This window comes from Nostoc sp. TCL26-01 (assembly GCF_013393945.1).
Classification (GTDB): Bacteria; Cyanobacteriota; Cyanobacteriia; order Cyanobacteriales; family Nostocaceae; genus Trichormus.
In genome coordinates this window covers 6,076,012-6,090,997 of sequence record NZ_CP040297.1, presented here as the reverse complement: position 1 = coordinate 6,090,997, position 14,986 = coordinate 6,076,012, and the positions used below count along the sequence as shown (strand labels likewise).

Genomic DNA, 14,986 nt, shown 5'->3' with positions numbered 1-14,986 from the left:
TAATGTAGCAAGTAGCTAGGAAATTATGAGAAAGTTACTATGGCAAAAATAGCATTATCATTCTAAAACAGATCGCTATTCAACATATTTTGGTGTGAGAGATGACGAAGCGGGATACCCCAGAAAGTTGGCATCCAAGCAGAGGCGGCAATCCAGATGATATGGAAGGATTCTCCCGATCGCCAACAATCGGTGAAAACCAAGTGTATGGTGTCCCTCTTACTGATTCTGTGCCACAGCCAACGGAAAACAATACCCAAAAAACAACTCAGCCGATTCGGAAAATTCACAACAGGTTGCCCAGCTGGATGAAAAGCTGGATGTTGTGGTCTTTGTTGTTAACCTTAGTTCCTGGCACAATCGCATTTGTGGCTATGGCCATGCTGCTCAAGTTACCATCTGCGCCTAACTGTCCAGCAATTTTTTGGCCCTTGGCAAGTGCTTCTGTGCGGATACATTGCGCTCAGTTGGCAGCTTCTAAGCAAACTGTGAGTGACTTGTTGCAAGCGATCGCTTTAGTCAAGCAGTTACCATCAGACCACCCTCTCCAAGGTGAGGTAGAACGGTTTTTAGAACAATGGTCAAGGGATATTTTACAACTGGCAGACCAAAGTTTTCAGGCAGGAAATTTAGAAGAGGCGATCGCTACTGCCAGAAAAATCCCCCCAGACTTGTCAGCATTTAAGTTAGTCGATGAGCAAATAACTAAGTGGCAGACTATCTGGGATAAAGCAGTAGGTATATACAATAATGCCGAGGAGGAGTTACGCCAACAGCGTTGGCAATCGGCGTTTATGATAGCCTCGAAACTACTGCGTGTCGATAATAAATATTGGTCAAGTACTAAATACGATGAATTGACTAACATCATCACTTCAGCCAAGGATGATGTGGAAAAGTTAGCCAAGGCTCAAAGATTGGCTGATAGCAAGGTAGTAGATAATTTATTAGCAGCAATTAAACTGGCTGAGTCGATTGGACAAAATAGTTATCTCTATCGCAAAGCGCAAGAATCAATTCCGGCATTTGGACGGAAAATGCTGGAGTTGGCACAGTCGAAGATGGATGAAAAGGATGCCGATACAGCTTTAGATATTGCTAGACAAATCCCAGAAAGTACAGGTTTGCAGTCCGAGGTTGAAGATTTTATTGCCCTGGCTGATGCTCAAAGGAATGCTTGGTTGGGTAATGTGGCAGGTTTAGAAACAGCAATTAGCCAAGCCCAACAAATTAATCCGTCAAGACCAAACTATAATCAGGCACAAGAGTTAATTGCTCGCTGGCAATTAGAAATTGAAGATGTTGCCCGGTTAGAAAAAGCGCGGACTTTAGCGAATCAAGGTACTGTCAACGATTTAACTGCGGCCATTGCTGAAGCACAATTGATCCCTGGTAGTAATCCCCGTGGTTCGGAGGCTAGGCAAGAGGTTAACCGTTGGGCAGCACAAGTCGAAACTATTGAAGATAGACCTTATTTAGATCGAGCAGACCAAATTGCCTTATTAGAAGATGTTAACTCCTTGCAAGCGGCGATCGCTGAGGCTAGTCAAATTCGCCAGGGTCGAGCATTGTATCCAGAAGCACGCCGCAGAATCCGCACTTGGGTGGGTAAGGTGCAACGTATCCAAGATCAACCCTATTTAGATCAAGCACGGGAATTAGCCGGGAGGGGTGATTTATCCGCAGCTATCAATACAGCTCAACCCATCGCTTCATCTGGCAGGGCGCTGGCTGGTGAGGCACAAGAGGCGATTGATGATTGGCGATCGCAAATTCGCGCCAGAGAAAATTGGAACAAAGCCAGAGAAGCTGCTATTCCCGGCACGCCACAAGCTTTGGCTGAAGCCATCCGCCTGGCTAATCAGATATCTAATAACAGCATCTTACGGATGGATGCCAATGTAGGTATCGAGCAGTGGAGTCAGCAATTATTAGATATTGCCCGTTCTGAGGGAACTTCTAATTTATCTCAGGCTATTGAAACTGCTCGATTAATTCCTCGTAGCAGTTCTGTTTATGGTGCTGCCCAAGAGCAAATCCGCATTTGGCAGCAATTCCTCAATCCCACACCCCAGCCAGTTGAGCCTTCACCTACTATTAATGGGTTGTAGTTTTAATTGGTTTCTAATTTGCCTTTTGTAGAAATTTGCAGTGTTCAAATCTCTGAATTTTCAAAGAATTCCAGGATATCTAGAACTCATATTTGATTTCTAAAAATTACGTAGTGGCGTGTCTAGGCTAAAATCGTGCATTATCATCCGCGTCTATCTGTGTCCATCTGCGGTTAATTTTCTCTAAATCTATTGCAACATTTTAGTTTAGACACGCCACTACAAATACTGTCTTACTTCTCATTGTGGCAATGATATGGGATAGTTTCAATCCCTGATAGGGATTTTAGTTAATAGAAACCTCAAGTTGATATTGCTGCACTCCCCCCCAATTACCAGTTTCAATCCCTGATAGGGATTTTAGTTAATAGAAACTGCTAAAGTTATTGGCTCATCCATATCACCATTGAGGTTTCAATCCCTGATAGGGATTTTAGTTAATAGAAACGCAAGCTAGACACAGGTACTTATTTTGATGTTCTCGTTTCAATCCCTGATAGGGATTTTAGTTAATAGAAACTTGTGGATGATGAATTTTACAATAATTGTTACCTGTTTCAATCCCTGATAGGGATTTTAGTTAATAGAAACTTAGGTAAACCATCCCTCTGTTTTCATGTCTGCTTGTTTCAATCCCTGATAGGGATTTTAGTTAATAGAAACACTGGCGGATGGAGTGCGATCGCTCATCTCATCGATGTTTCAATCCCTGATAGGGATTTTAGTTAATAGAAACTGGCTAACTCCTGCACCAAATAGTTGTTCAAGTGACGTTTCAATCCCTGATAGGGATTTTAGTTAATAGAAACGGCGTGACGGATTACGCGGATTACCCGGTACTGTTTCAATCCCTGATAGGGATTTTAGTTAATAGAAACAAAACTGCGCCCCAACACGATACCCACTGGATAGGTTTCAATCCCTGATAGGGATTTTAGTTAATAGAAACTTTTCCTGCTGCTGAGTTTGTAAGATGTCATTTTTGTTTCAATCCCTGATAGGGATTTTAGTTAATAGAAACGGCGGCTTGCTTTCTCAAAAAATTAATACTGGGTTGTTTCAATCCCTGATAGGGATTTTAGTTAATAGAAACTTGGTCTTTGCAGCGATTAGTAAATCTTCTGTCTGTTTCAATCCCTGATAGGGATTTTAGTTAATAGAAACGCCAAAAACTCTCCGTTTATTGTTCTTAGTTCCCTTGAGTGGTTTCAATCCCTGATAGGGATTTTAGTTAATAGAAACGGAGGGCATCAGCCACAACCAAATCAACTTCGCCTGTGTTTCAATCCCTGATAGGGATTTTAGTTAATAGAAACTTTAGTGGCCGCCTCAGTGAGTGATTTTTTTTGTTTCAATCCCTGATAGGGATTTTAGTTAATAGAAACCTCAAGAGCGTGAGCGATCGCTGCAAATCCAAATCGTTTCAATCCCTGATAGGGATTTTAGTTAATAGAAACGCAATCGCCAGCCCAACAAGACAAGCGATCGCACTTGTTTCAATCCCTGATAGGGATTTTAGTTAATAGAAACCTGAATGACGCGCCCGTCTGGCTGGCCGTGCGGTTGTTTCAATCCCTGATAGGGATTTTAGTTAATAGAAACAAATTTTACCGACTTCAGCATGAGGAGTGGGTAGTTTCAATCCCTGATAGGGATTTTAGTTAATAGAAACGCGGCGATGCTGGCTGGTACATGGAAGTGCTAGCAGTTTCAATCCCTGATAGGGATTTTAGTTAATAGAAACCCATTTTCGTAAATGGCACAAATGGCAAATCTAGTTTCAATCCCTGATAGGGATTTTAGTTAATAGAAACTTGAAGGATAGTCACTCAAGCCAGGGAGTATATCGTTTCAATCCCTGATAGGGATTTTAGTTAATAGAAACTTCACCCTTGTATTCTGCTGCAAATTGCTTCGTTTCAATCCCTGATAGGGATTTTAGTTAATAGAAACCCTTAGTAGAGGAAGATGATAATTATGATGATGAAGTTTCAATCCCTGATAGGGATTTTAGTTAATAGAAACGAGGGCAGAATGATTGTGGCCACATTCAAGGAATCGGTTTCAATCCCTGATAGGGATTTTAGTTAATAGAAACCTTAGAGGAAGTTGAGCGATACGCGCGATCACTTGATGTTTCAATCCCTGATAGGGATTTTAGTTAATAGAAACTCAGTGTTAATTTTTTGTTGTTTTCACAAGGCTTGTTTCAATCCCTGATAGGGATTTTAGTTAATAGAAACTTTTAGCAAAATCGTTCTTCCTGATGAGTATTTTGTTTCAATCCCTGATAGGGATTTTAGTTAATAGAAACTTTAGAAATCGATGGATTAATGGATGAACAAGGTTTCAATCCCTGATAGGGATTTTAGTTAATAGAAACTCATCTGATATAATAGTTGAAATTGTTTTTATTAAGTTTCAATCCCTGATAGGGATTTTAGTTAATAGAAACTTGGTGGGACGAGTTCAACATCAACCAACTGAGGGTTTCAATCCCTGATAGGGATTTTAGTTAATAGAAACCTATTTAATAGATTGGGTGATTTCAGACAGTGATGTTTCAATCCCTGATAGGGATTTTAGTTAATAGAAACTCAACGAAACAAGTTCCAATAACCGAAAATAAGCCTCGTTTCAATCCCTGATAGGGATTTTAGTTAATAGAAACTGCTGGATAATCACCTATAGGCGATCACAGGGCGGTTTCAATCCCTGATAGGGATTTTAGTTAATAGAAACTCTGCTCAAAGTTGCGGTCAAGTTGAATGCTGCCAGTGTTTCAATCCCTGATAGGGATTTTAGTTAATAGAAACTTTGCTGCTTGCAAACAATTAGGAATATCATCTGACGGGTTTCAATCCCTGATAGGGATTTTAGTTAATAGAAACTCCAGTTGATATTCCTCTTTGATTAGAAATAATAAGTTTCAATCCCTGATAGGGATTTTAGTTAATAGAAACTTTAGACGTTTGGAGAATTTGAAGAATCTTAAACTTGTTTCAATCCCTGATAGGGATTTTAGTTAATAGAAACAGTTTTGGCTTTTTGTACTGCAATTCTTGGTATTTTGTTTCAATCCCTGATAGGGATTTTAGTTAATAGAAACAATTTAGAAGTGAGTATCAGCAGCGATATGAATCTGGTTTCAATCCCTGATAGGGATTTTAGTTAATAGAAACGGCAATACTATCTTCTATTCGGGAAACTTAAGTACGTTTCAATCCCTGATAGGGATTTTAGTTAATAGAAACTCAGCAACAGGCCCAGTACTTTGAGCGTTTGCCGGGTTTCAATCCCTGATAGGGATTTTAGTTAATAGAAACTTCGCGCAAACGACTTATTCATCCAATCAAGAGTTTGTTTCAATCCCTGATAGGGATTTTAGTTAATAGAAACGTGGTTCAAGAGCTGAATCACCATATTGATTACGTTTGTTTCAATCCCTGATAGGGATTTTAGTTAATAGAAACTATAAAGCGCAGGTGTTGCTCCTGCACCTTTACCAGTTTCAATCCCTGATAGGGATTTTAGTTAATAGAAACCTTGTCCAAGTACGGGTTTGTCGATTAAATCTATGTTTCAATCCCTGATAGGGATTTTAGTTAATAGAAACTTACAAGTGGCGAGATTCGCCACATTAAAGAATTGTTTCAATCCCTGATAGGGATTTTAGTTAATAGAAACCTTCGAGGTCAGCGCCTCTGAGGTTAGCGCCTCTGAGGTCGTTTCAATCCCTGATAGGGATTTTAGTTAATAGAAACTAGAGATTGAAAATCTCTATGCCGAAGCGATCGCAGTTTCAATCCCTGATAGGGATTTTAGTTAATAGAAACAGATCATGGGCTGGTCTTTTCTAGACTGCCTCCCGTTTCAATCCCTGATAGGGATTTTAGTTAATAGAAACGGATGTTGAACCTTCTGTGAAACCAAGGTCAGGGGAGTTTCAATCCCTGATAGGGATTTTAGTTAATAGAAACATATCTCTCTATCATTTCATCCGGGGCAGAGCTAGTTTCAATCCCTGATAGGGATTTTAGTTAATAGAAACTTGTTTCCCCGTTCGCGCCTTCATGTCGGTTACAGCCGTTTCAATCCCTGATAGGGATTTTAGTTAATAGAAACCGCCGGGGACTAAAAGCCTTTGTATATGTGGTTTTCAAGGTACTGTTTCGTCAACCTGGAACTAAAGTAGCTTTTCAGGTGCTGGGTTGTCAATAGTGACATCTTAAAGAATCGCTAAAATGTGCTTCCTGTAAGGAGTTAGAGAAATTGCGTCAACCTCATTTCTGGTAAACAGGATGGAAAACTAGACAGAATAAGGGTTTACAAGGGTGAATTCACTCTGAGTGGAAAAACACCTATAGGTTGACGCAACTATTTTCTCCAATCGTAAATATTTGTTGCTTGTGGTTGATTGTCGAACTCCTAATCCTTACCACTGAATATTTACTTCTTGCAGTTGATTTTCTGGTTGTAATGGTAACTGATTAATCGAACTGTGAGCAAATAACGACTTGGCTTTTTGAGTTACGGAAACTACATTGTAGGCTACCTTTGGTTGTATTTGAGATTGGGGGCGGAGTTTTTGTGTATACTCATTGAGCTTGGCTTGAGCTTGAGCATAGACAGGAGTATCTTGAGGAATTCTGCGGAGGTACTTGACAGCATAATCAAAGTTACCGACTAAAGCTTGCTTACGGGCTTGGTGTAAAAAGTAAGCGGCTCTAATTTGGCGCTTTTGATTGTATTCAGCTAGTTTTTTTTGCACTAAAGCACCAGCCGAACTCTCTGAGGGAATTTGCCGCAAATATTCTAAAGCTGAGGAGAAATCCTTGGCTTGCGCTTTGGTGTAGGCTTTAGCTAGTAAATCTTGTGTTTGTACTTCAATATTGATCTGGGCTTGTTGAACTAAATCTTGAGTTTTAGATTGCCAATATGAGATATTTGGGATTTGATTAGCGATGGTGAGTACATCTGACCATCGACTCTCAAGTACTGCTTGTTCAGTGAGGGAGTATTGTTTAGCTGCTGTTTGCCATTGCTGTTGCCATTCTTCGATAGTGGCTTGAGCGTCTGGATATACATTACTATGAGTAGGAATTAGTTTAGCTAGAGCGATCGCCTGTTGCAGGTCTCCGGCTTGATATTCTTTGGTAGCTTTAGATAAGATATCGGTTTCTGAATGGGCTGGAGAAGTATTTAATAGATAATATGTTCCTAGTCCCATCAACAGAGAGTTAACAGCTAGTCCTACTTTCATCCCTGTGAATAAGGGAGATAAATTATCTGATGTAGGTGCTGGGGGAATATGTGCAATTTTCCCTTCTACAGTTTGTGGTACGGAAGTCTCCCATTGCATTTGTTGCAGAACGCGCAACACCTCAGTTGCCGACTGAAAACGATCTTGGAAGTTATAGCGAATCATTTGGCTGAGGATAGCAGCCAGATAATCACTGACTAATATATCAGCAGTACGCCAGACAATCTCATTATTATAAGGATCTACCTTTAATTGCAGTGGTTCAAAGCCTGTGAGAGCTTGAATTGCAATCATCCCCAAGGCATAAATATCACTATTTGGTTGTGTTTGACCAATAAATTGCTCTGGTGGGATATATCCCAAGGAAGTTGCTGGAACTTGATAGATAGATAAATCTCCATCCATGCCAAAATTAACTGACTGAATCGAGCCAAAGTCAATTAATACTAATCTGCCATCGACAGCACGTCTAATTAAATTTTCTGGTTTAATATCGCAATGAATCACACCTTGGGAGTGGACAAATTCTAGGATACTGAGAGCATCTTCTAAAAATGTTACCACTTCATCTTCGCGCCACAGAGAACCCCAATTATCAGCGATGGGTAATTCCGCAGTCAAATCATGTCCAGGGATAAACTCTTGTACTAAGTAGAAGCGCTCGTTTTCTTCAAAACAAGTAATAAAGTTGGGAATCTGGGGATGTTCTCCCAAATGCTTCAGGGTTGACGTTTCCGTTAAAAAACGTAATCTAAGAGTATCCAAATAGCTGGGGTGAAAATTGCTAACCTTGAGTTGTTTAACAACACACTTGGGTTGATGTGGGTAATTTACATCTACAGCGATATATGTTTGTCCAAAGACACCTGAACCCAGGTTTTGAACAATTTGGTAGCGTGCTTGCAGTAATTTACCGATCATGTGGTGGTTCATGAGCTGGTTACTGAGTTAGTCCTTATATTTAGATTTCCTGGCTTGGTTTGCTGTTTCCGGAAGCCTTAAAGATTGATTACTGTAGCATAGATGAATCAGCTGGCTGCTTAGTTCCTTAAGTATTGTTACTGCAAGTACAAATTAAGTCTAATGCTAAAGTTGCCACCAATAACTATAAAACTGACGCACTCAACCAATAAACCCTTCTGAGGGTGGTCAATAGTCCATAGTCAATGGTCAAAATCAAGTTTTTTTGGACTATTGACCCTTACGGGTTCAATAGTTGCTTTCCGACTTAACTGAACCGTATTGGTCTATGTGGTAAAAAAGTCATTTTTAAAACCACAGAGGCACAGCGAAAAGTCGGAGCGGAGGTTTCCTCCGCTCCGAACTTTTCAAGACAAAGACACAGAGGAATTTGTGACTAAAATTAGGATGTTAAAATTGCACAGCTTGAGCTGTACCAGTTAGATTAGTGATTCTATAAAACTTTGTTTGTCCTTGGTTAAGGTGAGTAATCACATTAAAGCGGTTGAATGTGGTGATGCCATTGGTGACGATTTTAGCTTGGTTACTTTGTCCTAGATTGACTGGAGGGAGCAGCAGGCTAAATGAGGTTGAGCCTCTATCTACTGTTTTAGCGATGGTTACAGTTACCAAAGTGCCGATTTCTAAGCCGACAGTACGGATTTGATCTTCACCGACGAATTGTAATGTTTGTTGCTTATCTTGATAGTTGAATCGGGGTGTACCATCAAAGCTGGTGGTTGAGTAAACTACTTTGATATTCTCGCCTTGCAGCTCATATAAGGTAGGTACTGCTTGTGCATGGGCTGGGGTTACAGGTACTGCTGTTAAGCTGATACCCAGTGCTAGTAGGGGAACTAAGCTTTTTGTTAGCATATCTCGAAATTTGACTGTTAGTTTATGACAACTAAATATTAGTTGCCGATTATTTAACAGGTTTTTTTGCCGAATTTATGCAGCTTAGTTGATATGGAGGAGAAAATTTAGCAAGAACTTTTTCTCAGTTTGTGCTTTCTCTGCATCCATAACCCCGTAGCACCAAACATAGCCATAGCTGCAAGGGAAGTAGGTTCAGGGGCTGGTTCACTCTCTACGGAAGTTACAAATATTTGCTCGATGAAGTCTTCTTCTTGATTAATCAAGACTCCAGAGAATAACTGTCCATCTTCTGCAAGGTCAGTCAACAATCCTTTATCTCTACCTGTAAAATTAGGATTAAAACTCAATATAAACAGTGTACCGAAAATATTATCTATATCGTCGATGAAAACTATGTTGTCTCCAGGTATGAAAAAGTCTGGAAGTATGGCGGCGGCGGAATTTGGTAGAGAATTCGAGAAGGTTTTTAAGACTGTGTTGGTAGAGTTGCGTAAATTGATCTTCCAAGTTTGCAATTCTGCGAATCCATCAACATTATTAGCAACTGGTAATTGATCGATATCTACTGTATATCTACCATCAAAGGAACCACCTGCTAATTCGGCAATTAATCCAGTGCCATTACCGTCAACAGGTTGAGTATCAAATGTCCCAACTAGTCGAAATTCTTTGATATTGACAGCCCTAGCGGGAGTATTGCCCATAGCAGCCAGCATAGCAACACCCAAGAGGGTAGCAGCAGTAGCGAGGGATAGTTTGTTCATAAATGATGGAGATGAGTTTAATGATGTTTATGTAAATCTACTGTTAGATATTTTCTGACTATAGTGATGAAGAATAGCAAGTCAATGCAAGGAAATTTACATAAAAATCATGAATTAGTCTAGGGGATAAATTGTGGGCAATGTTGACTAGACCAGTGTTTATCCCAAATACAGCCACAAAAATTAAGTATTTTCCCTGATAATTGCTTTAAGTAAATTTTACAATTAAGTAAATTGCCCGAAATCCTTGTAGAGACGTTGCACTGCAACGTCTCTACATTCATTTTTCGGAGATGTCTATTGCCTATTGCTTTATCCCAATGACAATTATTTACACCGACTTACTTACGGTAATTCTCTGGAACTATCAGCTTCCTCAATTACCTCAGCTTTCTCTGTGAGTGGCTTGACTACTTTGGCGATCGCCTGTTGCACAAATGCTTTAATAAACTCATCGCGGCGGTTAATTTGGAACTGTCGCTGCACGACTTCTGTCATCCCACCATCACCCCAGTCTTGGTCATGGCGAAAGTATTCAATAAAACTTTTACCAGCTATCCTAGTTAGGTAAGCGGCTGTCACGCCTTGAATGGCTCTGCCGACAACAAAGGTGGCAACATTTAATTGTAAAGCGGTAGAGAGTAATTGAATTGCCCCCTTGACTATCCCCAAACTGGCGATAGTTTTGGCTAAAGACAAGGCTAATTCTCGTCCTCGTTCCATGTTTAATTCACAGCCGTAGATTTTGCCAATTTCCACAACCATTTGAGCATTGACAGCAGCCGTTGCTAATAAATCGACTACAGGTAGAGGTGTGACAGATACTACCCCAGCCCCAATCCACTGAAAACGATCAACGATTTTATCAGCTTGGCGACGGCGTTGAGCATCGATGAGTTTGCGGGCTTCTTCGCCTAACCGCAGAGATTGCAACAAGATATTATCTGCTACCAAGTCTTCTCCCTCTGCCCGTAAAATTGCTGCCATACGTCGTAGTAAGGGGACAATATCTGGTTCTGGTTGGAAAGTTTCGCCTGTTTCTATTTGAGCAGATTGGGGATTAGCGGCGATCGCTACGACATCATTTGTGGCAATAAATCCTCTGACTCGTTGCCGTAGTCGTGCTAATATGGCTTCTTTATCTGTATCTGTATATAGATCAGTTTTATTGAGAACTAAGAGCGATCGCTTACCAATTTCAGCTAACCCCTTTAACGGCTCATATTCTGACCTGCGTAAATCATTATCCACCACAAACAACAATAAATCTGCCTCTGTTGCCAATGCCCTGGCTAATTGTTCCCGTTCCGTTCCCGCTACCCCAGCCTCTAAAATTCCTGGTGTATCGGTAATTAAAATCTTGCGTTCCAATCCTTTCAACCGTAAGCAATAGGTTTCTCCAACTTGAGTTGTTCCCATTGGTGCATCAACCTTGCCGACCATCCGCCCCATGATGGCATTCACTAGAGAAGTTTTCCCGGCGCTTCCCGTACCAAACACCACTACTTGAATCTCTCCCCGCGCTAAATTGGCTTCAATCTCCCGTGATTTACTTAATAAAGCTTGACGGGTAACTTCATCTTGAATTTGCGCTACCTGTTGTCGCACTGCTTGTAAAGTGGACGAAGCTGCATCAGACTTAGCCGCCGGAATTTGAGCTGGTGTAACTTGGCGGCGACGACGAGAACGCTGTTCTCCAGCCTGCAATACCATCACATAATAGACAAAAGCCGCGACTAAACCACCAATCAACACCACCAGCAGCAACAACAACAAATTACCCAACAGTGGCGAGTAAGATAATTGCCAATAGAGACGAGACAGGGAATCAATCAACCATAGGGCGAGTCCCAAAATCACGATTAAACCAACAATCAGCGTAACTATGCGCGACAGAGGCATGAGCAGCACAGGTAAATATTCAATGGGCAGATGCTTCTGATCTTAATCAATAGTTATTAGTCAATAGTCAATAGTCATTGGTCAATAGTCAAATTATTCACTCCCCCATTCCCCCACTCAGCACTCAGCACTCCCCCACTCTGTTTGCTTTTCTTTACAAAGACTTTATAAAGCTAGGCATAATTGAAAACAATGAGTAAAGAGATTACATAGGTGTAGCAGTAATTCCCAGTAGGTGTTATATATTATCGAGAGATAAAGCAAGAAAGTAATAAGTAATTTCACTGGAATAAAAATGTCAGCACAGTTAATCACATCTGAGCATTCCAGGATAGTGGCGAGTAAAGACCAAGTCTACTCAGAACTACAAGGAGAGGCGGTAATTCTTGATATTAAATCAGGAGTTTATTATGGGCTTAATCAAGTAGGTGCTAGTGTCTGGAACTTAATCCAAACGCCAAAGACGACTCAAGAAATACAGACAGCATTGTTAGCGGAATACGATGTAGAAGCAGAAACTTGTAATCGTGACTTACTTGTGCTGTTGCAGGACTTAGCAGCTAAGGAACTCATCAAAATTACAAACCAATGAAGTTGCTGTGCAAATTGTTCCGGTTCAATGATCAAGAGCGTCAGCTGTTGATTAGTGCTTTTACTTTGTTGGGGTTAGTAAATATAGGATTGCGAATATTACCTTTTCGCATTTTAAAACGACTTGTCGATCAGATCAGCAAACCAAACGCCAGACTAGCTCAAATTCCTATCAATATGATTATTTGGGCTGTTGATGTGAGTACTAAATACATTCCTGGTGGTGCAAAGTGTCTAGCGCGGGCCTTGACTTGTCAAATTCTGATGGCTAGACGCGGGTATACACCAGAATTACGGATTGGTGTGACAAAGTCTGAGGAAGGGCAATTTCAAGCCCATGCTTGGATTGAGAGTCAAGGGCAAGTGGTGATTGGCCAGTTAACCAACCTCTCTTCATATACACCATTACCATCTTTGCCGAGGAACGGACTATGAGTGGTATTGTTGGTGTCTACCATCTAGACGGACAACCAGTAGAAAGCTACAAGCTGAAGCATATGTTAGATGTTCTGGCTCATCGGGGGCCGGATGGATTTGACATATGGCTTGATGCGGCTGTGGGCTTCGGTCATCGAATGCTATGGACTACGCCTGAGTCGTTGCTAGAACAGCAACCATTAGTTGACAAAACTGGTAGTTTTGTGCTTGTAGCTGACCTACGGCTTGACAACCGAGAGGAATTAATCTCTGCGTTAGAGTTGGCAGGCTGGATAACTGAGAAAATTACAGATACTCAACTAGTATTAGCGGCTTACGAAAAATGGGGAGAGCAATGCCCCAAATATCTCTTGGGTGATTTTGCCTTGGCGATTTGGGATCAGCCAAGACAGCAAATATTTTGTGCTAGAGATCATTTTGGGATCAAACCTTTTTATTATTATTATCAGCCAAGAAAGAACTTTTGTTTTGGGTCGGAGATTAAAGCGATCGCCTCTTTACCGGAAGTACCACGGCGTTTAAATGAAGTAGCGATCGCTGACTACCTAGATCCATTCATTGAAGATAAATCAATTACCTTCTATAAAAACATATTTCGTCTGCCACCAGGGCATACACTCATCGTGAGTGCATCTCAGGGATTGCGTTTAAACTCATACTGGTCGTTGGCAATTCCCGATGAGTTAAGGCTCAAGTCTGATGAAGAATATGCAGAGGCGTTTCGAGAAGTTTTTACAGAATCAGTGCGTTGTCGTCTGCGTAGCGCTTTTCCTGTGAGTTCTCACCTCAGTGGCGGGTTAGACTCTTCTTCTGTCACCTGTGTAGCACGAGATATTTTACAACAAGAAAAAGGTTGGCTGCTTAACACTTTCTCTAGTATTTTTGCAGATGTGCCAGAGTGTGATGAGCGTCCTTTCATTCATGCCGTTGTTGAACAAGGTGGTTTGATTCCTCACTATATATCTGCTGATCAATCAGGTGCATTATCTGAATGGCAACATTTTTTCCAATCCATCGATGAACCGTTCATTGGCCCCAGTCATTTTCTCACCTGGGGTTTAAATCGGGCAACTCAACAAGCAGATATCAGGATTTCATTAGATGGGTTTGATGGAGATACTACTGTCGGACATGGCGCTCAATACTTTAGTGAGTTGGCGCGTCAAGGGAAGTGGAGTACTTTTATTACAGAAGCTCAAGCAGTATCCCAACACTTTGATACCTCACTCACAGCTATTTTCCATGAATATGGTCTTTCCTACCTCCAGGAACTCACTCATCAAGGAAAATGGCTCACCTTTGCTCAAACTACCAATCAAATGAGTCAGCATTTGCAGATTTCCCGGCGACAGATATTTTTATCCCAAGGTCTTAAATCTTTGGTTCCCCAGTCTGTACGTAGAACTTGGCAAGCGCTGCGTGGTGGTAATGACTCAAAGGGCAATGTTCACCCCTTGATAAACTCCAGCTTTGCACAACGAATGGGATGGAACGAACTTACCAAGTCACCAAAACAACTGCCAACTTCACCCATGACAGTGAGAGAATATCAATACAATACATTCACCTCGGCTCTATTCGCTCTCACACTTGATCTTGTAGACCATTCTTCCGCCGCATTTTCTCTGGAATCGCGTCATCCTTTTATGGATAAACGCATGATTGAATTTTGCTTATCCTTACCACCTGAGCAAAAGCTGAATCAAGGATGGTCTCGGATGGTGATGCGTAGAGGAATGAATGGGATTCTGCCAAAGAAAGTGCAGTGGCGAGGAGGTAAAACAGATATGACACCGAATTTCCTCCGGGGACTTTTACACTTTGATCGGGAATTGGTGGATGAAGTAGTTGTTAATCATCAAAGTCCCATTCAAGAATTTGTGGATTTTCAAACTCTACAAAAATCCCATCACAGACTTGTATCAGCAGGAGAAACAACCAACGATGACACCATAAACGTTTGGAAAGCTGCAACACTAGCTCTTTGGCTACGTTCCACGGGGTTAACGCCATAAGTCGGACTAGGGGCCGTGCTTTCAGGGCCTGCTCCTACCTGGACTTAATTGGTGAACACCATC

General features: G+C 41.2%; 8 protein-coding genes and 1 CRISPR repeat array. Of the genes, 4 read left to right on the top strand and 4 right to left on the bottom strand.

Annotation, left to right across the window (positions count from 1 at the left end; all coding sequences use genetic code 11):
• Positions 1 to 101: 101 nt before the first annotated feature.
• Positions 102 to 2,111: a chromosome segregation ATPase gene (locus tag FD725_RS26255; protein WP_179050852.1), complete on the top strand. Its 2,010-nt coding sequence runs from the start codon at positions 102 to 104 to the stop codon at positions 2,109 to 2,111.
• A 264-nt stretch (positions 2,112 to 2,375) separates the two neighbouring features.
• Positions 2,376 to 6,236: direct repeats of the CRISPR family, unit length 37 nt; unit sequence GTTTCAATCCCTGATAGGGATTTTAGTTAATAGAAAC.
• Between the two features lie 310 nt (positions 6,237 to 6,546).
• Here the strand turns inward: FD725_RS26255 and FD725_RS26250 are convergent.
• From FD725_RS26250 to FD725_RS26235, 4 genes are all read right to left on the bottom strand, one after another.
• Complete coding sequence (locus FD725_RS26250; protein WP_179050851.1) at positions 6,547 to 8,307, bottom strand: serine/threonine-protein kinase; 1,761 nt, start codon at positions 8,305 to 8,307, stop codon at positions 6,547 to 6,549.
• Positions 8,308 to 8,745: 438 nt separating this feature from the next.
• The gene (locus FD725_RS26245) at positions 8,746 to 9,210 is read right to left on the bottom strand and encodes a hypothetical protein (protein ID WP_218653141.1); all 465 of its coding nucleotides are present in this window, start codon (positions 9,208 to 9,210) and stop codon (positions 8,746 to 8,748) included.
• Positions 9,211 to 9,317: 107 nt separating this feature from the next.
• Positions 9,318 to 9,977, bottom strand: coding sequence for a hypothetical protein (locus tag FD725_RS26240; RefSeq protein ID WP_179050850.1), 660 nt, complete (start codon positions 9,975 to 9,977; stop codon positions 9,318 to 9,320).
• 345 nt (positions 9,978 to 10,322) lie between these two features.
• Entirely contained in the window at positions 10,323 to 11,879 is a 1,557-nt protein-coding gene (locus FD725_RS26235; protein WP_179050849.1) for a YcjF family protein, read from the bottom strand.
• Positions 11,880 to 12,174: 295 nt separating this feature from the next.
• Here FD725_RS26235 and FD725_RS26230 point away from each other — a divergent pair, with 295 nt between their 5' ends.
• The 3 genes from FD725_RS26230 to FD725_RS26220 are packed head-to-tail and all read left to right on the top strand — an operon-like array spanning position 12,175 to position 14,923.
• Positions 12,175 to 12,471 (top strand): PqqD family protein, encoded by a 297-nt coding sequence (locus tag FD725_RS26230; protein WP_179050848.1) that lies wholly within the window; start codon positions 12,175 to 12,177, stop codon positions 12,469 to 12,471.
• Positions 12,468 to 12,905, top strand: a complete 438-nt coding sequence (locus FD725_RS26225; protein ID WP_179050847.1) for a lasso peptide biosynthesis B2 protein — start codon at positions 12,468 to 12,470, stop codon at positions 12,903 to 12,905. Before FD725_RS26230 ends, FD725_RS26225 begins: the two co-directional genes overlap by 4 nt.
• Entirely contained in the window at positions 12,902 to 14,923 is a 2,022-nt protein-coding gene (locus FD725_RS26220) for a lasso peptide isopeptide bond-forming cyclase (RefSeq protein WP_179050846.1), read from the top strand. The genes FD725_RS26225 and FD725_RS26220 overlap by 4 nt, the downstream gene beginning before the upstream one ends.
• The last annotated feature ends 63 nt before the right edge of the window (positions 14,924 to 14,986 follow it).

Coding starts and splice junctions, on each gene's coding strand:
- FD725_RS26255 (WP_179050852.1), top strand. CDS start 102: ATGACGAAGCGGGATACCCCAGAAAGTTGGCATCCAAGCAGAGGCGGC.
- FD725_RS26250 (WP_179050851.1), bottom strand. CDS start 8,307: ATGAACCACCACATGATCGGTAAATTACTGCAAGCACGCTACCAAATT.
- FD725_RS26245 (WP_218653141.1), bottom strand. CDS start 9,210: ATGCTAACAAAAAGCTTAGTTCCCCTACTAGCACTGGGTATCAGCTTA.
- FD725_RS26240 (WP_179050850.1), bottom strand. CDS start 9,977: ATGAACAAACTATCCCTCGCTACTGCTGCTACCCTCTTGGGTGTTGCT.
- FD725_RS26235 (WP_179050849.1), bottom strand. CDS start 11,879: ATGCCTCTGTCGCGCATAGTTACGCTGATTGTTGGTTTAATCGTGATT.
- FD725_RS26230 (WP_179050848.1), top strand. CDS start 12,175: ATGTCAGCACAGTTAATCACATCTGAGCATTCCAGGATAGTGGCGAGT.
- FD725_RS26225 (WP_179050847.1), top strand. CDS start 12,468: ATGAAGTTGCTGTGCAAATTGTTCCGGTTCAATGATCAAGAGCGTCAG.
- FD725_RS26220 (WP_179050846.1), top strand. CDS start 12,902: ATGAGTGGTATTGTTGGTGTCTACCATCTAGACGGACAACCAGTAGAA.